Below are 23,202 nucleotides of genomic sequence, written 5' to 3' on the forward strand. Positions count from 1 at the left end.
ATAGGAACGAATATGTCGATTACGGGGATCATAGTGTCATCGGGGATTGCCTTCGGACAGGCACTCCACCTTACCCACGCCGAACATCACCTCGATTATCGTCCCGTTCCCCTCTCTCGGATCCCGCAACAACAGAGTAAATTTACAAAAGCCCTACAGGCGCTGCAGCAGCAACTCAGCCACAGCCAAACAAAGCTCGACCCGCAAAGCGAAAACTATCAGTTAATTGAAGCCGATCTGTTACTGCTAGAGGACGAAGAGCTTATCGACCAAGTGAAGGAAGCAATCCGCACCCTGCAGTTATCCGCCAGTGTCGCGGTTGAGCGGGTCTTCGCCCACCAGGCTAACGAGCTTGAATCCTTAGAGGATCCTTATCTCGCCAATCGAGCCCAAGATGTGCGATGCCTTGGCCAGCGATTAGTAACCGCCATCAACGGCCGCTTAGATCAAGGTTTAGCGCAGCTAACTGAGCCGACAATCCTCTTGGCGCAAGATCTCACTCCCGCCGAATTTGCGTTATTACCCAAAGAGCAGATCAGCGGCATAGTGCTTAAAACTGGCGGTTTAACCAGTCATACGGCGATTTTGGCCCGCGCGGCGGGGATCCCCGCCATTCTGAGCTGCCAGTTCGATGCCGAGTTTATTCCCAATGGCACACCATTGGTGCTCGATGCCCTAAGTGGCGAGCTTTTTGTCAATCCTGCGCCCGAGCAGCAGGCACGCTTAACCGTTACATTGCACCATGAGCAAGCCAGACGCGCCGCCCTGCAAGCATACCGTGATGTCCCCGCCAAGACCCAAGATGGTCATCTCGTGGGTCTGATGGCCAACGTCGGCAACTTGAACGATATCACCCATGTTGGCGATGTGGGTGCCGATGGCATTGGTCTATTTCGCACCGAGTTTATGCTGATGCACACCAGCACACTGCCGGATGAAAAAGCTCAATACAATCTGTACTGCGAAGCCTTGCATGCTTTAGGCGGTAAGACCTTTACGATCAGAACCTTAGATATTGGTGCCGATAAAGAGCTGCCCTGCCTCTGCCAAGAGGTCGAGGATAATCCCGCCTTAGGCCTACGCGGGGTTAGATACACCTTGACGCATCCAGAGCTGTTTAAGACCCAGCTTAGGGCGATTTTACGGGCGGCCAACCATGGCCCTATTCGACTGATGTTTCCCATGGTGAATCAGGTCGAGGAGCTCGATAAGATTTTTGCCCTCATCGCCGAATGCCAAGATGCCCTCGAAGAGGAAGAAAAAGGCTTCGGTGAACTCAGTTACGGCATAGTTGTCGAAACCCCCGCCGCCGTGATGAATCTTGCCTCCATGCTGCCACGGTTAGATTTTGTGAGCATAGGCACCAATGACTTAACCCAATATGCCATGGCGGCGGATCGCACGAATCCGCAACTAACACGGGATTATCCTTCCCTGTCACCGGCAATTTTAGGGCTCATCAAGATGACCGTCGAGCAAGCCAAAACCGCCGGAGTCAAAGTGTCACTCTGTGGCGAACTTGCCAGCTCGCCACAGATGGTCCCCCTTCTTATCGGCATGGGGCTTGATGAACTCAGCGTGAACTTAAGTGCATTACTGGAGGTGAAGGCCGCCGTTTGCCAAGGGCAATTGGCGAAATTTTCTGCGTTAGCGCACACCGCCATGCAACAGAATAGAATTTCAGAACTACAGCAGTGTATAACAAACTATAAATAATACATTTTATTGGTTATGCTGCTTTACAGACTAAAAAGATAACAACAAAAACAAGCGAAGGGGCACAGGATAATGGGATTTTTAAGCCGAATAAGGCGATTGGTATCAGGACAACCACAACTGGCTGGCGGCATTATGGTTTACGCCCCAGTGAACGGGGAAATTGTGGCCATTGAAAAGGTTCCCGATGTGGTGTTTGCAGAGAAAATTGTCGGTGATGGTATCGCCATTGCACCAAAGGGAGACACGATTGTCGCCCCAATCGACGGCACCATAGGTAAGATTTTTGAGACTAATCATGCTTTTAGTATCGAATCGCCACAGGGATTAGAGCTTTTCGTGCACTTTGGCGTCGGAACCGTTGAGCTAAGGGGCCGAGGTTTTAGCCGTTTGGCGGAGGAAGGCCAAGAGGTCAAAGTGGGCGATCCCATTCTGTCTTTCGATATTGATTACCTAAAAGATCAAGTGGATAGCCTACTCACTCCCGTTGTGTTGGCCAATATGGAAGATGTGAAATACTTAGACAAGGCCCAAGGGAGCGTCACCGCAGGTAAAGACGCGATTTTTACTGTTCAGCTTTAACTGTTAGCCGCTTTACCGCCCGCTTAGGTACGATCACTGGCAGTGCCCCTTGCCTGCCAGTCGCTCTCCCAAACAAGGCACAGCTCTCCACTCACTACTCCTCACGCACTGACATCACTGATTACTCAACTGTTTTAGCCAGCGCCAATTTTCGGCATTAATAAGCCGTGATCAGGATAGACTCGTCATCCTCTGTCAGCGGCAATTGCCCCAGTTGCATCAGCTTACGTCTTAGTTCTGCAAGTTCGACAGTAAATAAAGACCCGCTTGATTGGTTTGAGCTTTGCGACTCGGCGGCGGGAGATGCATCCTTCACAATCCGCAGCGCCGCAATATCTTTATAAGAGATGGTCTTACGGACAAACACAAAATCTCGAGTATCAATTTGGCTGATCACTCGATGGGCGGCTTCATAATCCATAGGGAAATCAGCATCACCCACGAGGCGTAGTTGCAGATATACCCGATGCGCAGCCAAGATACTCAAACATTCTCGCCACTTAGTATTATTCATATTCATCCTTGAAAGGCTCCTGCTAGCTATCGCACTTTGGATTGGCAATATCTTTTGTTGTGCTCAACACTCTGCTCAATCCTGCGTGAAAAGCATTAGCCTTTGGCAGATTGGCGAGTCAGCGGTCGCTCCTCAAGGTGCGCCACAATAAACACCAGAAACCGAAACAGTGATTTAATTTTAAGATCGTAATTGTTATCGGGTTTTGCCGACGCGAGTTTCTGTAAAGATTTGATTTTTGAGTAGGCATTTTCCACCAGCTCGGCATTCTCTTTGCCCTCATACTTTGCAAACTCGGCAAATTCACCGATAAATTTCAGTGTCACTTTACGGCGATTCAGGCTGGTCAACGCTAGGCCCTCTTTGATTTTGGCCTCAAAGAGTGTGCACTCAAGCCCCTGAATGATCGACTGTTGTGGTAAACCACTGCTCAAGGCATCAGCGAGAAAACCCAAATTAGCCTTTAACTCGAAGCTGATGGCCTGCTTGCCCGCCGACGATTGCTGCCAGCGGCTGCGCTCTTTATCAAAAATGTCGTATAACTCTTTCCAAATACTCATGCCCTGTCCCTGCTGCAAGATGTCTGGCATTGCGGTTCTTTGCCGAGACACGATTTTATTTAGGCAAATTTATCATAGGGTTAAAAATGCTAACACTGTTACTAAGACATTTAGTAAAAAAATGGCCCAAACATGTCGGGCCATAATGGTCATTCGTTGAGCACGCTCGCGCTCAAGAGAGAGAGGTAAAAACCTTATTGTTTAGCTTACTGTTTAGCCTTGTTCTTTTCAGCCGATTGCTGGCGCAGTGCTTCTTTCTTTTGACGGCGAGCTTCAATCACTTGATTCACATCGCTACCAATGTGTGCTTCGTTACGTGATTTCGCTAAGTTTACTTGGCGCTCACGTTCAACAAAACGCTTACGCTGCTCGTCTGAAATCTTATCGATACAATGTGGGCAGCTAACGCCTTGCACATAGGCTGGACTTAATTTTTCGGCTTCAGTGATCGGCATACGACAAGCATTACATTGATCGTATTGGCCTTTCTTCAAGTCATGGTCAACGGCCACGCGGTTATCGAAGACAAAGCATTCACCTTCCCAAAGACTTTCTTCCTGTTTCACTTCTTCGAGGTACTTAAGGATGCCACCTTCGAGGTGATAGACCTCTTCAAAGCCCTGCTCTTTTAAATAAGCGGTCGATTTTTCGCAGCGAATACCGCCAGTACAGAACATCGCGACTTTCTTATGCTTGGCAGGATCGAGATTCTGCTTCACATACTCAGGGAATTCTCTGAAGGTTTCAGTCACAGGATTAATGGCATTTTTAAAGGTGCCAATTTGCACTTCGTAGTCGTTACGAGTATCCACTAAGATGACTTCTGGATCGGAAATCAGCGCGTTCCAGTCCTGCGGTTTAACATAGGTGCCGACCACTTTAAGCGGATCGATACCTTCAACGCCCATGGTGACGATTTCTTTTTTCAGCTTCACTTTAGTGCGGTAGAAAGGCATTTCATCGTCAAAGGATAACTTGTAAACGATATTTTCAAGGCCATTTTGGTTATTCAGCCAAGCCAGCAGTGCATCGATAGCGGCTTGAGAGCCGGCCACAGTGCCATTAATCCCTTCATTTGCCAGCAGTAATGTGCCTTTAATCTCGGCCTGTTCCATCATGGACAGGAGTGGCTCACGCAGCGACTCAAAATGCGGTAATGAAACAAACTTATATAAAGCACAAACAACAACGTTAGACATAACACCCTCAACTGCTGGCTGGAACTTAATTTCCAGTGCATTAACTAATAACCAGCCTAAGCCTAGGCTGGGTCGCAAAAATCGGCCGAAATTCTACCTGAGTCACAGTCAGAAAAACACTGACAAAAACCAAGGTCATTGTTTATTTACAAGCCAAACGGTGGAAAAATCGGTAATAAACGCAGTATTTCTGTTTTAAAGTCACTACTATTGCCGACTTTTCCCCATGCTGTGGCGAAATCGCTTTTATGATTGCTTTAAGGAACAAGACGATGCCTTTACCCATACTCTACAGTTTTCGCCGTTGTCCTTATGCCATGCGCGCTCGCCTTGGCCTATTGCTCGGCCAATGCCAGGTCGAGGTTCGGGAAATCACCCTTAAAGCCAAACCTGCACCGATGTTAGCCATCTCCCCCAAGGGAACAGTGCCAGTATTGCAACTCCCCACTGGTGAGGTGATTGCCGAGAGCTTGGAGATTATGCGCTGGGCATTGACCAAGACCGACTCGCCAGCGGCGCGGCAATTACTCGGACAAACGGCGTCAGCGCAAAGCTTGATTGCTGAGCTTATTGCGCAGAATGATGTTGAATTTAAACCTTGGCTGGATAAGTACAAATATGCCGATCGTTATCCTGAATTCACTCAGGCGGATTATTTCGCCAAGGCCAGTACTTTTCTTGAACGACTCGAAGCACAGCTTCAGCAGCATCCTTATCTTATCGGCCCAGCGTTAAGCCTTGCAGATTTTGCGATTGTGCCTTTTATTCGCCAATTTACGGCGGTGAATACTAAACGGGATCTGAATGCGGCGTTTCCATGCTTGATGAACTGGTTAACGATGCTCACCAGCAGCGAAATATTTCTGCAAGCAATGGAAAAATATGTGATCTGGCAAGCTGACAATCCGCCAGTTTACTTGTTAGGAATGTCTATAAGTGAATAAGAATTAACGTTTATTTTTGATATACCCAATAGCAATCCGTAAAAAGATCGCGTAAAGTACGTAGCACTTAGGCAAAGTAAATTAAGCATTTTTAACATTTTAGGCTAAATCATCAGGATGAATGACAGGGATCAGCTACTTGGAAAATACGGATATTAAAATCATTGCGATGCTAATAGGATTAAGCCTACTACATTGCCTGTTTGCGCGTAGAGTCTTTAAGAGTCAAGCCAAGCTCAGCACCAATGCGAAATGGTTCTGGTGTTTACTCAGCCTATTGTTAGGCCCCGTCGGCTACTACGCCTACCACGGTTTTATCCCCCTCGATAAATTGCAAAAAGACTGAGCATGATCCTTAAAACGCTTAGCGTTAAGGTGCCAATGTTAAGTTGAGATAAAAAAGCGCGGACTATGCCGCGCTTTTTCGTTATCTTCAGAATATAACCGAGTGATCAACACCAGCCATTACACATGATTCACTACAAATGACTATGCAATAACACATCATCCTCGGGCGCTTTTTTGATCACCGGCGCCTGCCCTTCGGCTAACGCTTGTTTGTAGCTTTGGTTCATTTTCAGCGCCAGATATAAATCGGGTCGGATCAAGATCCCGCCCTCGCCGGACTGCATTCCCGCCTGTTCAAACCAGCCGAGCATCTGCCGCTTACGCCCTGCTAACACTAAGCGTATGCCGCGCTTCTTCAATAATTGGTGCAAATCCGCAAGCATGGCCATCACACTCAAATCTAAGTGAGTAAAACACGGGACGGCATCGATGATGATACAATCCACGGGTTCTGGTTCACGAATAAACTTCTCCAGTAGGCGGCGCTTAAAGTAAGTGGCGTTGAAGTAGGTTAACGGCGAGTTGAAACGATAAATAAACACACCGGGCACAGATTTGGCCTTACCCGAATCATCCACACTGCGGATCACCCCTTTTTGGTCAAGCCCGAGTACTTGGTCGGTTGGACGCATCACTGTGGCTAAAAACTGGAATAGACCCAGTAATACCGCCAAGGTTATGCCAGGAATAACCCCAATAAACAGCACCGAAAACAAGGTCGTACAGGCGAGTAAAAAGGCGGAGCGGTCTCTTACGCGTAGATTCCACAATGCCTTTAAATCAATCAGCGAAATTGAGGCAATCACCAATACCACGCCGAGTGCTGAACTGGGGATGTATTTGAGCGGTGCGGTAAAAAACAGTGCGACTAATGCAATTAATACCGCCGCGATGATGGACACCAACTGGCTCTTGCCGCCGTTTGCATCGTTCACCGCAGTGCGTGAATCGGCGCCGCTGACCGCAAAGCCTTGGGATAAGGCGGAGGCGATGTTCGCAATCCCGAGGGCGCGAAACTCTTTATCCGCATCGATATCGTAGCCATTTTTCGCCGCAAAACTGCGCGCCGTCAGCATCATGCTCACAAAGCTCACCATGGCTAAGTTGAGTGCGGGCACCACCAGTTCACGGGCAATACCGATATCGAACGCTGGTGCTTGGAATGATGGCAAGCCTGCGCTCACCTCACCCACCACATTGATATCTAAGCTGGTTAAGTTAAAGGCCCAGACTAAAAATGCCGCCATCGCCATCGCACACATTGAAGCTGGCCACTGTGGACGATAACGTTTTACCAACGCATAGGTCGCTAAGGTCACCACACCCATCAGCAAGGTGGGCCAGTGGGTTTTAGTTAAATAGGAAGGTGCGCCCGATAAGCGCTCAATCAGATAACGTTCATCGAAGGTGAAACCAAAAATTTTCGAGAATTGACCGACAATAATGGTGATAGCCACACCATTGAGCAGCCCCATCAGAATAGGTTTGGAGAGAAAGTCGGCTAATACCCCAAGGCGAAAACGGCTGGCGATTAAACACCAAAAGCCGGTCATCGCCGTCATGGTCATCACCAGTTGCCAGTGTTTCATGCTGTCGCCAGCGGCAAGCGGCGTCACCACGGCGGCAATCACAGCGCAGGTGGCGGCATCGGGTCCAACTATTAATTGTCTAGAAGTGCCAAACAGTGCATACACCAACATGGGCAGCACACAGGAGTATAAACCGACAGCGGCATTGACGCCGGTCAATTGGGCGTAAGCGATAGCGACAGGTAAAGCGACCGCCGCCACGGATAATCCCGCCCTCACATCATCCCTGAGCCATTGCTTCTCATACTGCAGCATCTGCGCCAAACCGGGCATTAACGATACTAAACTGGGAAACTTCACGCAGTAACCTCCATATACTCACTCCCAAGTTAAGAACTAACTTGCGGTGGCTAAGTATAACTAAGCCTCATTGGGATCCCCAAAAGGCCGTTACCTAAAAAAGCCACCAATATTATGTTGGTTATGGCATAAAGCCAATCCTTACGCGAGTCAGTATCCCAGAATATTTAAGGTTTTAGCGCAATTAGGTCACTTTATCGCAGGATCATAGGTAAGGACACCAACAATAAACTGCCCATAAACCAGTTAAAATGGCGTCGACGTTTATCCGTATTGAGCTTTTTACTGATAGCCGCGCCGACAAACACCCAAGTAAAGGATGCGGGAAATCCCACCAGATTAAACACCAGCACGCCCAATACCGCACTGAGCCAAAAGCCATCGCCGCCTAAGGTAAACGCGCTGCAAAGGGTAATGGTCGACATCCAAGATTTGGGATTAATCCACTGAAACAGCGCCGCCTCCATCACACTCATCGGTTGACGCCCTTCATCCAATTGCGCCGCCTTTACGGGAGAGGTCACTAATCGATAGGCAAGATACAGTAAATACAGCAATGCCGCGTATTTCAACGCTTGGTGCAACATCGGAAACGTCTCGAACAAAGCACCGAGACCGAGTAATACCGACAGATGCAAAGAAGTCGAGCCAAGGCGGATCCCCGCAATGTGTGGAATGGTGCGCATCACCCCGAAATGGGCACCTGAGCTGGCGAGTAAAATATTATTCGGCCCGGGAGTCATGGTCATGGTTGCACAAAAGAGTGCTGCTGAGGCCATTAATGTCCAGAGTTGTGGATCATTGACAAGTTGAATATCCATAAAGACCTTGAATTGTACGCATACAATATTTGACAATAAACGAGACAATTAATAATATAGATAGCTTAATGGAGATCAATGGATTTATTGTCATGGGTACAATTTGGACGCCAGATCTAGAGGCATTTACAGGTCCTAAATATCAACGTCTGGTCAGTGCGATCGAGCAAGGCATTTTGCTAAAAGCCCTTCCCCATGGCACGAAACTCCCGCCACAGCGGCGTTTAGCCGATGCCCTTGGGGTGACCATAGGCACTGTCACTCGGGCCTATGCTCTAGCGGAGCAACGTGGTTATGTGGAAGCGCGTATCGGTGATGGTACTTATGTCAACGCCTCTCCCGTGCCAGAGCTTAATCATTTGCAGCTCAATATGGCGACTTGTCAGCAGCCGCTGACGGATCAAATAAGTACGCTGAGTGATTGTCTAAGCCAACTGGCTAAGGATCCGGCGAAACTGAGTCAACTCCTTGGCTATCGCGCCAGCCCCTTAGATCAACATCAACAGATATTTCACCACTGGCTTGCGCAACGCGGCATTGAGCAGCGCCCAGAGCAATTGATCTTTACCCATGGTGGACAACAGGCCATTTTTGCCTGCCTTAATGCTTTCCTGACCAAGGGCGAGGTACTCCTGCACGAACAGTACAGCTATCCCGGAGTGCGTATTTGCGCTAAACAATTGGGTATCAATAGTATTGGCGTACCGTTAACCTCTGACGGGGTCGATCTCGCAAGATTCGAGGCTTTAGTTCAAATCCATCAACCTAAACTGGTGTATTTAACCCTCAACAATCAAAACCCTACCTGCATTCAATACAGTGAGCAACAGAGAGAAAAACTGTTGGCACTCGCGGAGCAGTACCAGTTTTATATCATTGAAGATGATGTGAATTATTGCCTCCCTGAAGAGTGGCACTCTCCGCTGTGGCAGTTGGCTCAGACGCTGAATGTGCCGAGGGTCATTTACATTTCAAGCCTGTCTAAGCTGTTTTCAGGGGGCTTAAGGCAAGGTTTTATTTTAGTGCCCGAGCCGCTTATCGCGCCATTGCGCCTCGCCATTCATAGCCAATGTTGGATGGTTTCGCCGCTCAATGTGGAGCTGGCCTGTCTGCTAATCAAACGCGGGCACATCACGGCCAATCGCGATGCGATTATTCGCGAGCGTCAGCAGCAATGCATGGCATTGGGTGACAAGCTGGGGTTAACTCAACACTGGCGGGGTTTAAATGGCTGGATCCAGTTACCCGAAGACATTAAAGCTCATCATCTGGTGACCGCCTTAGCGGCAAAAGGCGTGCTGATCCGTAATGGGGATGACTTTAACTGCCATGACAACTTTATCCGATTAAGTTTAGGTGGCGCCGAAAACGATACCCAATTCCAGCTTGCGCTCGAGTGCATCGAATCCACCTTTAACGCACTCAAGCAACACGCCTATTCGGTCGTATAGCAGTTCATTTTCGCGTTAGAAAGCGGCCAAAAAGAAACGCCAGAGTGATGCTCTGGCGTTTTAAGCTTGCTTAATCACAAGCATTTCTGGTGTTGGAATTTAACGTTATGGCACGTTGAACACAAGCTATGGCTATTGCACCTTGATTTGGTACACGCTGGTTGTGCCACTGACTTCATTACCAATGATCAACAGAGGCTGACCATTAGGACTCTTCTCGGCACTCACAAACTTCATGCCTTCTGGCCCTAAATCTCCGGCTAAACTGGCATCGCCTTTCACTTCGCCTGTATCTGTATCTATGCTGAAATCCGCCTCAAAATCACGGTTTACCACATAATCCACAAAATGCACGTCGAAGGGATTCGTCACGTCGTAAATCATAAAGCCAGAGGTACGTTCAAGCCCGATAAAGGCATAGAGTTTTTGACCAATTTTGCCGAGAGCTAAGGCTTCTGGCTCAGGGCCTTTATCGTCACTGCGACTATCGCCTTTGTTTTCTTCATTGTTATTGTTGAAGTTATTGCCTAACAAGGCTGCGGTGATCCGCTCAAAATCGCTACCACTGTCAAACACCTGTTGACCATCGGCCGTCCAGATTGAGAAAGAACGCGCACCGAAGCTCACGATTTTGTCATAATCGCCGTCGTTATCGTCATCACCCATACTCTTAGTCACTTTCAAACGGGCTAATTGGGTCTTATCTTTTGCGGCGGCAAATTGTGGATGGTTAGGATCTAAGGTTAAGTCACCGGCGCGGGCTTCCTCCGAAAACCCAGCATAATCGCGAGAATCCCCTTCGTTTGCGGTGACAATAAAGTCAGTATTATTCCAACGGTAACTCGCTACGGTATCGGGTTGATACATGCCATACACACCCGCATAGGCCTGAAGGTTGACCATATCATCCTTGTCACTTGCATCAATTTTATTCACATCAAGACCATAATCCTTCAGTCCTAAGGGTAAAATCTTCGCTACTTTGGCATTGGCGATATCAATCACCGCGATGGCATTGTTCTCCTGCAGGCTCACAAAAGCACGGCTGTTATCGGGGCTGACACTGATATACTCAGGCTCTAAGTCCTGCGCGACAGTGGCCATAGGGCCATTGATTTTAATGTCCTTAGTAATTTCATTATAGCGAGCATTGCCCTGATTAAACTCGGTGAATGCCACTAACGTCGCCGTTGCTGCGGGTTTACCATCCGCAATGGCGATAATCGCCACACTGCCCTCAGGATCGATACTATAGTCTTGATTTGGTTCGCCTTCATTCGCTACGAGTACCGTTTTACCATCATGACTAAAGACGACGTTATCCGGTAATGCACCGACTTCAACCGCACTGAGATACTGAGGTGTCTCATTGCCATTGAGTTGGTAGAAAGCCACATAGCCATTGGCTTGAGTCTTATTGCCTGCTGCATCGCCGCGCTCAATGGCCGCCGCTAACAAGTTACCAGAAATACTGACACTGTTAACGCTGCCCATAAAACTCAAGCCCACATCCTTGGCGACATCCAGCTCAGCTAGCTTATCAAGATTATTCAAGGCTAATGGCGCAGTTGCCTTAGCCGCGTTGCTAAGCAAGTTAGCATCGATAATGTCGACCTTACCGCTTTTCGCATTAACCACAAAAATTCGCTGAGAAGCACTGTGGTATTCAACAATTTCAGCAGCGCTCAGGCCATAAGTGCCAGTTTGATGACGGCCGATCAGCTCCGCTGACACTCCCGCAGATTGGGGTTGGCAAATAAATTGGGTTTGCGCCGCATCGATTTCAGTCTCTTCCAACTGGCCATTACGATTTGTATCGAGCCCTGTATCGATGCGTTGACCACCGGCGGGACAGTTTGCATCACCTATGGCGAGTGCAGTCACGTTCACTAATGAATTTAAGCCGTTCTCCCCCTGCTCACCATTGGTACCGTCATCACCATTACAGGCACCAAGGAGTAAACTTGCCAGTATCGCACCGGCCAGCGGCAGTCGTTTTGTGTTCATTGCATCATTCCTGAATGTGTTGTTATTAGTCGTAGGGTTAAGCTAAAGCCCATTAAACTAATCCGCATTCAAGACGGTTAGATGACATACAGATGACACTGGAGTGACAATCTCAGTCGAATGAATGACGCTAAGGCGAGCCTGAGCACATCAATGCAATACAAGGACATAAAATCCATTTTGGTTACAATTTAAGTGTAAAGATATCGTCATCGAGATTGGCTTATTTGCCTGAGCGTTTTACTATGTTATGGCTTAATATCCTTAGACTCGATACAAAGCCGAGGACTTAAATCAACTGTGGCTATGACGGTTGAGAGACTCTTCGCCGGCCACTCATTTCTTCCCTATACTCCTCCAATGTTCATGGCAAAATTACGCTATGTTAATTGAGGCAAAATGAGTCGCCATTAGGCAAAATTGTTACCCTACAATTTTGGTTTTCGAGTGACATACACTTAATATCGCCTTCTTTCGCCACCCGAGGTAACTGTGGACCCACAACCGTCAAGCTATCCGACTAAACCGAGCAGCATTCCCCACTTGGCACTGCTGATCCCTATGCTCGCCGCCATTGTCGCGATCACGCCGCTCGCGATCGACATGTATTTGCCCGCTATGGCAACACTTGCCCAGAGTTTTCATACCGATATCACTCTAGTCCAACAATCCTTGAGTGTTTACTTAGGAGGCTATGCCCTCGGCATGCTGTGTTTTGGCCCCCTTGCCGACCGTATTGGCCGTCGCCCTTTGGTAATAATGGGCCTCTCAGGCTTTATGTTAGTCAGCCTATTGCTCGGCTTAGCCGAACAGATTGAAGTGTTTTTAGGCCTGCGCTTTTTACAAGCCTTTATCGGCGCCGCGGCCACTGTGGTTGTCCCTGGGTATATCAAAGAAGTCTATGGTGAAAACACGGCTAAAGGCATGTCTTATGTCAGTTTAATCATGATGTTAGCGCCATTATTAGCCCCAAGCATCGGTAGCCTTATCCTCGAGATTGGTGAATGGCATTTGATCTTCTTTATCCAATCGGCCTATGCCATGTTGTTGCTGTTGTTGGTCATTACGCTGCTGAGAATGCCCAGCGATAAAGATCAGAGTAGCCGCAGTCAAAAATCCTTTTTAGGGGCTTATGCGACAGTATTTTCACGTCCCGGGGTTAAATTAAATATTGCCAGCGGTGTACTCACCTCCTTTGCGTTTTTCTGTTATTTAACCGCATCACCCTTTGTCTATATGGAGGTTTTTTCCTTAGATAAATCCTTATTTGCCCTACTCTTTAGTACCAATGTGGGCGCGCTGATGCTGGCAAATATTATCAATACCCGAATTGTGGGCCGTTATGGCTCGTTAAGAATGCTGCACGTATCGACCTTCTTCGGTGCGCTGGCGGCGGTCGGTTTACTGGGGGTGAATTTACTGGGGCTCAGTTATCATTTCACCGTGTTGATGCTGATCCCACTTATGGGCAGTCTTGGTATCATGTCGGTCAACGCCGATGCCATTGTGCTGATGAAGTTTAAGCAGGAAACGGGCACGGCCACTGCGGTAATTGGCACCTTACGATTTGGCTGCGGCGCCTTAGCAGGGCCATTACTCGCGCTGTTTTATAATGGCACCGCAGTGCCCTTCTCGGCATTGATGCTGACGGCGGTATTGTTGGTGGGATTCTGTCAATTTAACCGTTCGACTCATCAAGCGAAGCCGAAGGAGTGATGGCATCTTTATGCCACCTAAACCAAGCAATCATGGTTTGCCTCTCTTTTGTAGTTGATTTGTAACAAATTAAGCGTTCTCTAAATAAACGGCACTTAGGTTATATATAGTAGCTTGGGTGCCGTTTTTCATTGTAAACCAGCTAACCCATTATAATTAAAGTAATTAAATAAAATGACCCCACACAAAAACTCCCGTTTCATGAGCGTTTATCGCGCCTAAACATGAAATTGTTTCAAGTTGGTTATTTTTTACATAAAAGCCTTGAAATGTGTTCTTTTTTGAATATGATGAAATTCTGTTCATTGCAACAGCTGCTGCATCCAAAGGGATGAGCGCTTGAAATCGATGATTTCAAGCTCAGCAATCGGAGTCTGAATTACCCTTCAGACTTATTTTTAGAGCGATTACCGTCGCTGTAACAAGATACTGTTTACCGTAACGGTACTATGCAATAGGAGTTTCACATGGAGAAGTTATCCGGCGCCAGCATGATTGTGCGATCCCTGATCGATGAAGGTGTAAAGCACATATTTGGTTATCCTGGCGGCTCAGTGTTAGATATCTACGACGCCCTGCACCTTATCCCCGGTATTGAACATATTCTGGTTCGTCACGAACAAGCCGCCGTGCATATGGCCGATGGTTATGCCCGCGCCACGGGTAAAGTGGGCGTGGTACTCGTGACCTCAGGCCCAGGTGCCACCAATGCCATTACCGGCATCGCCACCGCCTATATGGATTCAATTCCATTAGTGGTGTTATCTGGCCAAGTGCCGAGCAATTTAATCGGTAACGATGCGTTCCAAGAATGCGACATGATTGGGATTTCACGCCCAGTCGTCAAACACAGCTTTTTAGTACAAGATCCCACTCAAATTCCTGAGATCATTAAAAAAGCATTTTATATTGCTTCCACAGGTCGCCCCGGCCCCGTGGTTGTCGACTTGCCAAAGGATTGCCTCAATCCAGCATTACTGCACGACTATATTTACCCCGAGAGCATTAAAATGCGCTCCTATAATCCAACGACATCGGGCCATAAGGGTCAAATTCGCCGTGGATTACAGGCATTACTCGCCGCGAAAAAACCTGTGCTTTATGTGGGTGGAGGCGCCATTATCTCAAGCAGTGAAAAGCAGATCTTAGCCTTAGCGGAAAAATTAAATATCCCCGTTGTCAGCACCTTAATGGGCCTTGGCGCCTTCCCTGGCACCCATAAAAACAGCTTAGGAATGCTGGGGATGCACGGGCACTATGAAGCCAACATGACCATGCATAACTGCGATCTTATCTTCGGGATTGGTGTACGTTTCGATGACAGAACCACTAACAACATCGAAAAATACTGCCCTAATGCCACCATTTTACATATTGATATCGACCCTTCATCGATTTCAAAAACCGTACGAGTGGATATCCCCATCGTAGGCTCGGCCGATATCGTACTGGACAGCATGCTAGCCCTGCTGGATGAGTCGAAGGAGGGCAACGATAGCGAGGCAATTAATCAATGGTGGCAAGAAATCACTGTGTGGCGTAACCGCAACTGCTTGGCATACGATAAGGAAAGCAACCGGATCAAACCACAGCAAGTAATTGAAACTCTTTACAAACTCACTAATGGTGAGGCCTATGTCGCCTCGGATGTGGGCCAGCATCAAATGTTTGCCGCGCTCTATTATCCCTTTGATAAACCTCGTCATTGGATTAACTCCGGTGGCCTTGGCACCATGGGCTTTGGTCTACCCGCTGCCATGGGAGTCAAAATGGCAATGCCGGACGAAACCGTTGTGTGCGTCACGGGCGATGGTTCGATTCAGATGAATATTCAAGAGCTTTCAACCGCTCTGCAATACGATACGCCGGTTAAAATTATCAACTTAAACAACCGTTTCCTTGGCATGGTGAAACAATGGCAGGATATGATCTACTCGGGTCGCCATTCCCATTCCTATATGGATTCGGTCCCCAACTTTGCCAAAATTGCCGAAGCCTATGGCCATGTTGGTATGACGATTAGCGATCCTGCTGAGCTTGAGTCTAAGATGGCCGAAGCCCTTGCCATGAAAGACAGACTGGTATTTATCGACATTATGGTGGATGAGACTGAGCACGTGTATCCCATGCTTATCCGCGGCGGCGCGATGAATGAAATGTGGTTAAGCAAAACGGAGAAATGCTAATGCGTCGAATTATATCTGTATTACTCGAAAACCAATCCGGCGCCCTATCCCGTGTTGTCGGCCTGTTTTCCCAGCGCGGTTACAACATCGAAAGTTTAACTGTGGCACCAACCGATGATAACACCTTATCGCGCCTCAATATTACCGTGGTGGCCGACGAGAAAGTGCTAGAGCAAATCGAGAAACAGCTACACAAGTTAGTCGATGTGCTTAAGGTGTCGAATGTCACCGAATCGGCTTATATCGAGCGGGAGTTGGCACTGGTTAAAGTCCGCGCCCAAGGGGAATTACGGGAAGAAATTAAGCGCACCGCCGATATCTTCCGTGGGCAAATTGTCGATGTCACCGCCAATCTCTACACCATTCAATTGGTGGGCACGACCGAAAAACTCGATGCCTTTATTCACTCCATGGGTGAAGTGACTAAAGTGGTTGAAGTATCGCGCTCGGGCGTAGTGGGCCTGGCCCGCGGCGAGAAAGCGATGAGAGCATAACGCTGATATCCCCATTAACCCTATGTGAGCTTGCCATAGCAAGGCTTTGACATAGACCACATGGGATTTTATTGGTGGGATAACAATAAGGGGAGCATTAAGCTCCCCTTCTTTATCCGCGCGATTCAGGATTAGGATTGACCATCTAATAGACGCGAAGTGGTGATTTCAATCTTGCGTGGTTTTAACGCTTCTGGGATTTCACGCACTAAATCAATGTTCAATAAACCATTCTCTAAACTGGCACCCAATACGGTCACATAATCCGCCAGTTGGAAGGTACGTTCAAACCCGCGCTCGGCAATACCTTGGTATAGGTATTTACGCTCGGTTTGGCTCTCGGCTTTATTGCCTCTAACCAGTAACTTCTCACCTTCGCTACTGATCTCAAGCTCTTCCATCGAGAACCCGGCCACGGCCATAGTAATGCGATAACGATTTTCACCAAGGAGTTCAATGTTATAGGGAGGATAACCTGAGTTGCCATTATTCGCGGCAGCATGTTCTGCCATCTGGGCTAAACGATCAAAACCAATAGCACTACGGTAAAGAGGAGTTAAATCATAAGTACGCATATTCATATCCTTGTCTTAAGCAATATGGGAAAGTGGCGAACGTTTTCAATTGAAAACGCATTTATACTCGCAGAAATTAACTTCTGTCCTAGCGGCACAGAATCGATTGGGATCCTCATCGAGCGATCCTGCAATAGATATAAGGATAGGAAAGCGGATTTCAAGGAAGGTTTTTAAAATTTTTTAAAAACTGAATAAAAATAACCTGTTACTAGCATTAAACACTTTGTCTTTGGCATAGTTAGCAAAATGCCGCCAATAAAAAAGGAGCCCTTAGGCTCCCTTCTTCGGTCTGGCACTCAGATTAACGAGTACGTGGACACAGTTCTTCAGCACTGAAGAAGTAAGCAATTTCACGTGCTGCTGATTCTAAAGAATCAGAACCGTGAGCTGCGTTTTCGTCGATGCTTTGAGCGAAGTCAGCACGGATAGTACCTGGAGCCGCTTGAGCTGGGTTAGTTGCACCTAAAATTTCGCGGTGAGCTAAAACAGCGTTTTCGCCTTCTAATACTTGAACCATGATTGGGCCAGAAGTCATGAAAGCAACCAGAGCACCGAAGAAGCCACGCTCGCTATGCTCAGCATAGAAACCTTCAGCTTGTTCTTTAGTCAGGTGTAACATTTTAGCTGCAACGATCTTCAGACCAGCAGTTTCAAAACGGTTGTAGATTGCACCGATGTGGTTTTTAGCAACTGCATCAGGCTTAATGATAGAAAATGTGCGTTCGATCGCCATAACAAGCTTCCTTTGTCAGCAAGTTTGAAAAATTCGCGCGGATTATACGAAATTTAAAAAACAAATCCTATCTTTAAAGCAAATAAGTCTGAGATATTGCGCACATTGGCTGGATTTGTAACCAGATTGATCACACAAAAACGCCAGACCTGTCATTCGACTGGACTGGCGAAAGGATAACAACACAACTAAATTGGCATATTTGCCAAAGACTCAGGGGTTATTTTTTATTTTTTGCCCAAATGCTCGCCCACGCAATCAAGGCAACCAAAATAATGGCAGGGGCTAAATCGAGCAAATGATGGAAGATACCAACGCCACCATGACCAGGATGAGCCCATGCCAAGGCGGGTAACAGTGTGAATAACAAAGCAAACAAAAGTTTCATGTGAACATCCTTGCGTAGCCAGAATAACATTAAGCGCTTAACCACTTAACGGATACATAACAAGGTACGTCATTCACTTAAAATGAATTTGATGCCGATCAAACTCCTACAAAAATCCCCTTTTAGGGATCACTAAACGTGACAACCGTCACGCAAGTGCGCTTTTTGCGGGACAAGATGCCCCATCGGGGCGATGGTTATTTCTCTTCAATCCAGCATTGCTGAATGGCTTCTAATATCCGCTCATTACAATGCTTAGGATCGTCATCAAAATCATCGAGGGCTAATACCCACTCATATAACTGAGTAAAATGCAGCTTGTGGGGGTCAACCTCAGAATGCTTCTCCAGCAATTCTAAGGCGATATCTAATGAGTCAATCCACTTTAACGACATCCGCTCCCCCTTTTACCATCTGCAGCTAAACCTTGCTCTCCTGAGTGTAGCTTAAGAACGCGTTAACTCTACGCTTGAGTGGGCTTTTTTGCCTTGAGGGCGTTCTTTTCAACAAACTCAATAATGGCACCAGCAACATCTTTTGCGGTGGCGCCTTCAATCCCTTCAAGACCTGGCGAGGAGTTTACTTCCATTACCACAGGGCCATGATTTGAACGCAGTAAATCGACACCCGCCACATTGAGGCCCATGGTCTTGGCCGCACGGATTGCGACTGAACGCTCTTCAGGGGTCAGTTTAACTAAACTTGCGGTGCCGCCACGGTGTAAGTTTGAGCGAAACTCCCCAGGCATGGCTTGGCGTTTCATCGCTGCAATCACTTTATCGCCTAGCACAAAGCAGCGAATGTCGGCGCCATTGGCTTCTTTAATGTATTCCTGCACCATGATGTTGGCTTTTAATCCCATAAAAGCTTCAATCACACTCTCAGCCGCTTTGCGAGTTTCGGCTAACACCACCCCAATGCCCTGCGTGCCCTCAAGCAACTTGATCACTAACGGCGCGCCGCCCACCATGTCGATAAGATCAGGAATATCGCTTGGCTTATTGGCAAAGCCGGTGATCGGCAAGCCGATACCACGGCGTGACATCAACTGCATCGAACGTAACTTATCGCGGGAGCGAGAAATGCCGACGGAATCATTGAGCGCATACACGCCCATCATCTCAAACTGACGCAGCACAGCTGAGCCATAAAAAGTAATAGATGCACCAATACGCGGGATCACCGCATCAAAAGGCGGCAATTCTTCCCCACCAATATGGATGCTCGACTGACGCATATTGATGTTCATGTAACATTCGAGCGGGTTGATCACTTGGACTTCGTGACCACGTAATGTCGCAGCCTCAACGAGTCGCTTTGTGGAATATAGCTCAGGCCCTTGCGATAGGATCGCGATTCTCATTTTGGTCTCCGACAACCATTTCATTTTGAGCGCATCATACGCTCGGATTAGGATAAATCAATCATGGCAATTATTGCTTGCGCAAATGCTGGGCGCCATAAGCCAAAAACCAGTCACATGGACTGGTTTTTGACGATATCATCGCATCGGGTTGATTAACCTTCGCTCACCATATTCACAGTGTACTTCGGAATTTCAATCACCAGATCGCTATCGACAACTTTGGCTTGGCAAGACAAGCGGCTCTCAGGCTCAAGTCCCCATGCCTTATCGAGCATATCATCTTCAAGCTCATCGCTTGGATCTAACTCATCAAAGCCTTCACGCACGATGCAATGGCATGTGGTGCAGGCACAGGATTTTTCACAGGCATGCTCGATATTGATGCCATTACGCAGCGCCACATCGAGAATCGTTTCACCTACTTTGGCTTCCAACACTGCGCCATCGGGACATAACTCAGCATGGGGAAGAAAGACTAACTGGGGCATCACATCACCTATATGTTGTCAATTGACTGACCCTTAAAGGCCACTCGAATAGAATTATCCATACGCTTCGCGGCGAAATCCTGAGTATGTTCATCGAGGACTTCAATCGCTTGCTTAATCGCATCGGCATCATCACCACGGGCAATTTCGGCAAGCTGTGCCATGACCGCATCAATCTGCTGACGCTCATCACTTGTCAGCAGGTCGCCATCTTTTGCAAGCGCCGCATTTAACGACTCAAGTACCCTTGCCGCCTCTACTTGCTGCTCGGCCAGCATACGACGACTGATGTCTTCCTTCGCATGCTTCATCGAGTCCTTGAGCATAGTCGCGATTTCGGTATCCGATAAACCAAACGAAGGCTTGACCTGAATGCTCGATTGCACGCCGGTGGATTTCTCCATCGCAGTGACGCTAAGCAACCCATCGGCATCGACTTGGAAGGTCACGCGAATATGGGCAGCGCCCGCCGCTAACGGGGGAATACCTTTAAGCGTAAAGCGTGCGAGTGAGCGACAATCATCGACTAACTCACGCTCGCCCTGCACCACATGGAAGGCCATCGCCGTTTGACCATCCTTAAAGGTGGTAAACTCTTGGGCGCGAGCGACTGGAATCGTGGTGTTACGAGAAACCACTTTTTCCACTAAACCGCCCATGGTTTCAATCCCTAATGACAAAGGGATCACATCGAGCAGTAATAATTCAGACTCGGGTTTGTTACCGACCAGAATATCGGCCTGAATCGCCGCGCCAATCGCAACGACGCGATCTGGGTCGATAGAGGTTAATGGCGCCTTACCGAAAAAGGTTTCAACCTGTTCACGCACTAATGGCACGCGGGTTGAACCACCCACCATCACGGTTTCTAACACTTCATCAGCCGTTACGCCCGCATCACGTAGGGTGCGACGACAGCTGGCGATGGTTTTCTTCACTAATGCGCTGATTAAGTTATCAAACTCAGCTTTGGTCACCACTTGCTTGAGCACAGTGCCATCGGCAAGCGTCAGGCTCGCTTCGACGTCACTCGCATCGGTTAAGGCTTCTTTCACACGGCGCGCTTCAATCAATAACTGACGACTTAGCTGCGGATCAAGGTTCGTCAATTGCCACACTTGCTGCATATGCGCCTGCAACAAATGGTCAAAGTCATCGCCACCTAGCGCCGAATCGCCGCCTGTAGCTAGCACCTCAAAAACGCCACGATTTAAACGCAGAATAGAGATATCAAAGGTACCGCCGCCGAGATCGTAAATCGCGATCACACCTTCTTGCTTCGAATCTAACCCGTAGGCGATTGCCGCCGCAGTAGGCTCGTTGAGCAGGCGTAATACTTTAACACCGAGCAAAGACGCGGCATCTTTTGTCCCTTGACGCTGTGCATCATCGAAATACGCTGGCACAGTGATCACGACACCCTGCAGCTCGCCACCGAGGGTTTTCTCAGCGCGTTCAACCAGAGGACGTAAAATCTCCGCCGACACTTGCACCGGATTCACTTGCCCTTGAGGCGTAACAAACAGCGGTAAACCGTTTTCACTGGCTTCAAACTGGTATGGGAACGCTTGCTCACCAGATTGAATATCCGTGAGGCTGCGGCCCATAAAGCGTTTGACCGATACGATAGTGTTTTTAGGATCCTGCGCAGAACTTAACGCCGCGACTTGACCCACTTCAATGCCATCTTGGGTATAACGGACGATAGAAGGTAAAGAATGCTGGCCATTTTCATCGGGTAAGGTCGCCGTTACGCCGCTGCGAACCGCGGCCACGAGGGAATTAGTGGTACCTAAATCGATGCCAACGGCAAGTCTATGTTGGTGCGGCGCGGCGCTTTGTCCGGGCTCTGCAATCTGCAAAAGGGCCATATGTATCCAACTTAGTAGCGCCGACTCAGACCCGTCTGAATCGGCTAAATAACTGCAATAGGGAAAATTAATCGAGCAGCGCGTCTTCGATACGCGTCAGCTCATCGTGTAATTTTGCCATAAATTTAAGCTTGCGTACTTGATCTGCCGCTAACAAGGCATCTTCTTCGCTGTCACTGCTTAGCTGTGCGGTGAGCAATTTCGTCAGCTTTGTCCGATATGCCGCGAAAGAGTCGTATAACTCATCAATGCTTTCTTGAGGATCGGCGCTATCGCGAATGTCTTCTAACGCCTCGCGCCATTCCATCTGCTGCATCAAAAATGCAGTGTCTTTCACTGTGGTGGTTTCGTAGCTTAAATCGATACCACGTAGCGACAGCATATGCTCGGCACGGCGGATAGGATCTTTTAGGGTTTGATAACCGTCATTCACTTGCGCAGTGCGTTGCACCGACAATAAGCGTTGTTGCTCTGTATCGTTGGCAAACTTATCGGGATGCACCGCCCGTTGCAGTTCGCGGTAGCGTTCTGCAAGCACAGCGGTGTCAATATCGAAGGCAGGGGAAAACTTAAACAGCTCGAAATAATTCATGCGTCAATTCGGCAATTAAACAGTGAAACTCTCACCGCAACCGCACTCACCTTTTGCGTTAGGATTGTTAAATTGGAAACCTTCGTTCAGGCCTTCTTTAACAAAATCCAACTCAATGCCCTGTAGATAGATGAAGCTTTTCGCATCGATAATGATTTTAACACCATCAATATCATACACTTCATCGTCATCATTCAGCGCATCAACAAACTCAAGCACATACGCCATACCGGAACAGCCAGAGGTCTTTAAGCCGAGGCGCAGGCCGATGCCCTTGCCTCGATTCGCTAAGAAAGATCTGACACGCTCAGTTGCCGCTGGGGTCATTGTAATCGCCATCTTAACTCCAGATGTTACTTAGCTTGTTTCGATTTGTACTCGTCGATCGCCGCTTTTATGGCATCTTCTGCCAAAATGGAACAGTGGATTTTCACTGGTGGCAAGGCTAATTCTTCCGCGATATCGGTGTTTTTGATGGCCGCCGCTTGCTCGATAGTCTTGCCTTTCACCCACTCGGTTACCAGTGAGCTAGACGCAATCGCGCTGCCACAACCGTAGGTTTTGAACTTCGCGTCTTCGATGATGCCGTCTGCGCCGATTTTCAGCTGTAACTTCATCACGTCACCACAGGCAGGTGCTCCCACCATACCGGTCACGACCGAAGGATCGTTCTTGTCGAAAGAACCAACGTTACGTGGGTTCTCATAATGATCTATCACTTTTTCACTGTAAGCCATGGTACTGCTCCAAAATTATCTA

At 48.0% G+C, this 23,202-nt stretch carries 24 protein-coding genes; 8 read left to right on the forward strand and 16 right to left on the reverse strand.

The window, feature by feature from the left end:
- The first annotated feature begins 12 nt into the window (after positions 1-12).
- Complete coding sequence (ptsP, locus tag L2713_RS14495; RefSeq protein ID WP_248968364.1) at positions 13-1,716, forward strand: phosphoenolpyruvate--protein phosphotransferase; 1,704 nt, start codon at positions 13-15, stop codon at positions 1,714-1,716.
- 72 nt (positions 1,717-1,788) lie between these two features.
- Positions 1,789-2,298, forward strand: coding sequence for a PTS glucose transporter subunit IIA (gene crr, locus L2713_RS14500; RefSeq protein WP_011622534.1), 510 nt, complete (start codon positions 1,789-1,791; stop codon positions 2,296-2,298).
- 157 nt (positions 2,299-2,455) lie between these two features.
- Here the strand turns inward: crr and L2713_RS14505 are convergent, their stop codons facing one another.
- The 3 genes from L2713_RS14505 to trhO form a co-directional block, all read right to left on the reverse strand.
- Positions 2,456-2,812 carry a hypothetical protein gene (locus L2713_RS14505; protein ID WP_248968365.1) on the reverse strand — a complete coding sequence of 119 codons (357 nt, stop codon included), beginning with the start codon at positions 2,810-2,812 and terminating at the stop codon, positions 2,456-2,458.
- Between the two features lie 95 nt (positions 2,813-2,907).
- Entirely contained in the window at positions 2,908-3,372 is a 465-nt protein-coding gene (locus L2713_RS14510) for a hypothetical protein (protein ID WP_248968405.1), read from the reverse strand.
- A 206-nt stretch (positions 3,373-3,578) separates the two neighbouring features.
- Positions 3,579-4,571, reverse strand: a complete 993-nt coding sequence (trhO, locus tag L2713_RS14515) for an oxygen-dependent tRNA uridine(34) hydroxylase TrhO (RefSeq protein ID WP_088211707.1) — start codon at positions 4,569-4,571, stop codon at positions 3,579-3,581.
- A 272-nt stretch (positions 4,572-4,843) separates the two neighbouring features.
- Between trhO and L2713_RS14520 the strand changes: the two genes are divergently transcribed.
- Positions 4,844-5,515, forward strand: a complete 672-nt coding sequence (locus L2713_RS14520; RefSeq protein WP_248968366.1) for a glutathione S-transferase — start codon at positions 4,844-4,846, stop codon at positions 5,513-5,515.
- Between the two features lie 121 nt (positions 5,516-5,636).
- Entirely contained in the window at positions 5,637-5,861 is a 225-nt protein-coding gene (locus tag L2713_RS14525) for a hypothetical protein (RefSeq protein WP_248968367.1), read from the forward strand.
- A 133-nt stretch (positions 5,862-5,994) separates the two neighbouring features.
- On the opposite strand, the gene L2713_RS14530 is transcribed toward L2713_RS14525, so the two are convergent.
- Both L2713_RS14530 and L2713_RS14535 read right to left on the reverse strand, forming a co-directional pair.
- The gene (locus L2713_RS14530) at positions 5,995-7,752 is read right to left on the reverse strand and encodes a SulP family inorganic anion transporter (RefSeq protein ID WP_086903276.1); all 1,758 of its coding nucleotides are present in this window, start codon (positions 7,750-7,752) and stop codon (positions 5,995-5,997) included.
- A gap of 194 nt (positions 7,753-7,946) precedes the next feature.
- Positions 7,947-8,573 carry a LysE family translocator gene (locus L2713_RS14535; protein ID WP_248968368.1) on the reverse strand — a complete coding sequence of 209 codons (627 nt, stop codon included), beginning with the start codon at positions 8,571-8,573 and terminating at the stop codon, positions 7,947-7,949.
- 92 nt (positions 8,574-8,665) lie between these two features.
- On the opposite strand from L2713_RS14535, the gene L2713_RS14540 reads away from it, so the two are divergent.
- Positions 8,666-10,024 (forward strand): aminotransferase-like domain-containing protein, encoded by a 1,359-nt coding sequence (locus tag L2713_RS14540; protein WP_248968369.1) that lies wholly within the window; start codon positions 8,666-8,668, stop codon positions 10,022-10,024.
- 132 nt (positions 10,025-10,156) lie between these two features.
- Here L2713_RS14540 and L2713_RS14545 read toward each other — a convergent pair whose 3' ends face one another.
- A complete protein-coding gene (locus L2713_RS14545; RefSeq protein WP_248968370.1) occupies positions 10,157-12,031 on the reverse strand; it encodes a choice-of-anchor I family protein in 1,875 nt (624 codons plus the stop codon).
- Between the two features lie 492 nt (positions 12,032-12,523).
- Between L2713_RS14545 and L2713_RS14550 the strand changes: the two genes are divergently transcribed.
- From L2713_RS14550 to ilvN, 3 genes are all read left to right on the forward strand, one after another.
- Entirely contained in the window at positions 12,524-13,747 is a 1,224-nt protein-coding gene (locus L2713_RS14550) for a multidrug effflux MFS transporter (protein WP_380823556.1), read from the forward strand.
- A gap of 467 nt (positions 13,748-14,214) precedes the next feature.
- On the forward strand, positions 14,215-15,933 hold the full coding sequence (locus L2713_RS14555) for an acetolactate synthase 3 large subunit (RefSeq protein WP_248968371.1): 1,719 nt from the start codon (positions 14,215-14,217) through the stop codon (positions 15,931-15,933).
- Complete coding sequence (gene ilvN / locus L2713_RS14560; RefSeq protein WP_011622520.1) at positions 15,933-16,427, forward strand: acetolactate synthase small subunit; 495 nt, start codon at positions 15,933-15,935, stop codon at positions 16,425-16,427. Before L2713_RS14555 ends, ilvN begins: the two co-directional genes overlap by 1 nt.
- 131 nt (positions 16,428-16,558) lie before the next feature.
- On the opposite strand, the gene L2713_RS14565 is transcribed toward ilvN, so the two are convergent.
- From L2713_RS14565 to iscU, 10 genes are all read right to left on the reverse strand, one after another.
- Entirely contained in the window at positions 16,559-17,002 is a 444-nt protein-coding gene (locus tag L2713_RS14565; RefSeq protein WP_248968372.1) for an Hsp20 family protein, read from the reverse strand.
- Positions 17,003-17,306: 304 nt separating this feature from the next.
- The gene (ndk, locus tag L2713_RS14570) at positions 17,307-17,738 is read right to left on the reverse strand and encodes a nucleoside-diphosphate kinase (RefSeq protein ID WP_011622518.1); all 432 of its coding nucleotides are present in this window, start codon (positions 17,736-17,738) and stop codon (positions 17,307-17,309) included.
- 220 nt (positions 17,739-17,958) lie between these two features.
- A complete protein-coding gene (locus L2713_RS14575) occupies positions 17,959-18,126 on the reverse strand; it encodes a hypothetical protein (RefSeq protein WP_041408760.1) in 168 nt (55 codons plus the stop codon).
- 197 nt (positions 18,127-18,323) lie between these two features.
- Positions 18,324-18,521: a Fe-S cluster assembly protein IscX gene (iscX, locus tag L2713_RS14580; protein WP_011622517.1), complete on the reverse strand. Its 198-nt coding sequence runs from the start codon at positions 18,519-18,521 to the stop codon at positions 18,324-18,326.
- A 68-nt stretch (positions 18,522-18,589) separates the two neighbouring features.
- Positions 18,590-19,489, reverse strand: a complete 900-nt coding sequence (gene rimK, locus L2713_RS14585) for a 30S ribosomal protein S6--L-glutamate ligase (protein ID WP_248968373.1) — start codon at positions 19,487-19,489, stop codon at positions 18,590-18,592.
- A gap of 155 nt (positions 19,490-19,644) precedes the next feature.
- The gene (fdx, locus tag L2713_RS14590) at positions 19,645-19,980 is read right to left on the reverse strand and encodes an ISC system 2Fe-2S type ferredoxin (RefSeq protein ID WP_248968374.1); all 336 of its coding nucleotides are present in this window, start codon (positions 19,978-19,980) and stop codon (positions 19,645-19,647) included.
- 8 nt (positions 19,981-19,988) lie between these two features.
- A complete protein-coding gene (gene hscA / locus L2713_RS14595) occupies positions 19,989-21,851 on the reverse strand; it encodes a Fe-S protein assembly chaperone HscA (RefSeq protein ID WP_248968375.1) in 1,863 nt (620 codons plus the stop codon).
- Positions 21,852-21,918: 67 nt separating this feature from the next.
- On the reverse strand, positions 21,919-22,443 hold the full coding sequence (gene hscB / locus L2713_RS14600) for a co-chaperone HscB (protein WP_248968376.1): 525 nt from the start codon (positions 22,441-22,443) through the stop codon (positions 21,919-21,921).
- Positions 22,444-22,458: 15 nt separating this feature from the next.
- Positions 22,459-22,782: an iron-sulfur cluster assembly protein IscA gene (iscA, locus tag L2713_RS14605; RefSeq protein ID WP_011072278.1), complete on the reverse strand. Its 324-nt coding sequence runs from the start codon at positions 22,780-22,782 to the stop codon at positions 22,459-22,461.
- A gap of 14 nt (positions 22,783-22,796) precedes the next feature.
- Positions 22,797-23,180: a Fe-S cluster assembly scaffold IscU gene (gene iscU / locus L2713_RS14610; protein ID WP_011072277.1), complete on the reverse strand. Its 384-nt coding sequence runs from the start codon at positions 23,178-23,180 to the stop codon at positions 22,797-22,799.
- Positions 23,181-23,202: the final 22 nt, after the last annotated feature.

Source organism: Shewanella seohaensis (genome assembly GCF_023283775.1).
In the GTDB taxonomy this organism is placed as follows: Bacteria; Pseudomonadota; Gammaproteobacteria; order Enterobacterales; family Shewanellaceae; genus Shewanella; species Shewanella seohaensis.

What these genes read in the sequence shown, in the direction of transcription:
- ptsP (WP_248968364.1), top strand. Translation starts at nt 13, where the DNA reads ATGTCGATTACGGGGATCATAGTGTCATCGGGGATTGCCTTCGGACAG.
- crr (WP_011622534.1), top strand. Translation starts at nt 1,789, where the DNA reads ATGGGATTTTTAAGCCGAATAAGGCGATTGGTATCAGGACAACCACAA.
- L2713_RS14505 (WP_248968365.1), bottom strand. Translation starts at nt 2,812, where the DNA reads ATGAATAATACTAAGTGGCGAGAATGTTTGAGTATCTTGGCTGCGCAT.
- L2713_RS14510 (WP_248968405.1), bottom strand. Translation starts at nt 3,372, where the DNA reads ATGAGTATTTGGAAAGAGTTATACGACATTTTTGATAAAGAGCGCAGC.
- trhO (WP_088211707.1), bottom strand. Translation starts at nt 4,571, where the DNA reads ATGTCTAACGTTGTTGTTTGTGCTTTATATAAGTTTGTTTCATTACCG.
- L2713_RS14520 (WP_248968366.1), top strand. Translation starts at nt 4,844, where the DNA reads ATGCCTTTACCCATACTCTACAGTTTTCGCCGTTGTCCTTATGCCATG.
- L2713_RS14525 (WP_248968367.1), top strand. Translation starts at nt 5,637, where the DNA reads ATGACAGGGATCAGCTACTTGGAAAATACGGATATTAAAATCATTGCG.
- L2713_RS14535 (WP_248968368.1), bottom strand. Translation starts at nt 8,573, where the DNA reads ATGGATATTCAACTTGTCAATGATCCACAACTCTGGACATTAATGGCC.
- L2713_RS14540 (WP_248968369.1), top strand. Translation starts at nt 8,666, where the DNA reads ATGGGTACAATTTGGACGCCAGATCTAGAGGCATTTACAGGTCCTAAA.
- L2713_RS14545 (WP_248968370.1), bottom strand. Translation starts at nt 12,031, where the DNA reads ATGAACACAAAACGACTGCCGCTGGCCGGTGCGATACTGGCAAGTTTA.
- L2713_RS14555 (WP_248968371.1), top strand. Translation starts at nt 14,215, where the DNA reads ATGGAGAAGTTATCCGGCGCCAGCATGATTGTGCGATCCCTGATCGAT.
- ilvN (WP_011622520.1), top strand. Translation starts at nt 15,933, where the DNA reads ATGCGTCGAATTATATCTGTATTACTCGAAAACCAATCCGGCGCCCTA.
- L2713_RS14565 (WP_248968372.1), bottom strand. Translation starts at nt 17,002, where the DNA reads ATGCGTACTTATGATTTAACTCCTCTTTACCGTAGTGCTATTGGTTTT.
- ndk (WP_011622518.1), bottom strand. Translation starts at nt 17,738, where the DNA reads ATGGCGATCGAACGCACATTTTCTATCATTAAGCCTGATGCAGTTGCT.
- L2713_RS14575 (WP_041408760.1), bottom strand. Translation starts at nt 18,126, where the DNA reads ATGAAACTTTTGTTTGCTTTGTTATTCACACTGTTACCCGCCTTGGCA.
- iscX (WP_011622517.1), bottom strand. Translation starts at nt 18,521, where the DNA reads ATGTCGTTAAAGTGGATTGACTCATTAGATATCGCCTTAGAATTGCTG.
- rimK (WP_248968373.1), bottom strand. Translation starts at nt 19,489, where the DNA reads ATGAGAATCGCGATCCTATCGCAAGGGCCTGAGCTATATTCCACAAAG.
- fdx (WP_248968374.1), bottom strand. Translation starts at nt 19,980, where the DNA reads ATGCCCCAGTTAGTCTTTCTTCCCCATGCTGAGTTATGTCCCGATGGC.
- hscA (WP_248968375.1), bottom strand. Translation starts at nt 21,851, where the DNA reads ATGGCCCTTTTGCAGATTGCAGAGCCCGGACAAAGCGCCGCGCCGCAC.
- hscB (WP_248968376.1), bottom strand. Translation starts at nt 22,443, where the DNA reads ATGAATTATTTCGAGCTGTTTAAGTTTTCCCCTGCCTTCGATATTGAC.
- iscA (WP_011072278.1), bottom strand. Translation starts at nt 22,782, where the DNA reads ATGGCGATTACAATGACCCCAGCGGCAACTGAGCGTGTCAGATCTTTC.
- iscU (WP_011072277.1), bottom strand. Translation starts at nt 23,180, where the DNA reads ATGGCTTACAGTGAAAAAGTGATAGATCATTATGAGAACCCACGTAAC.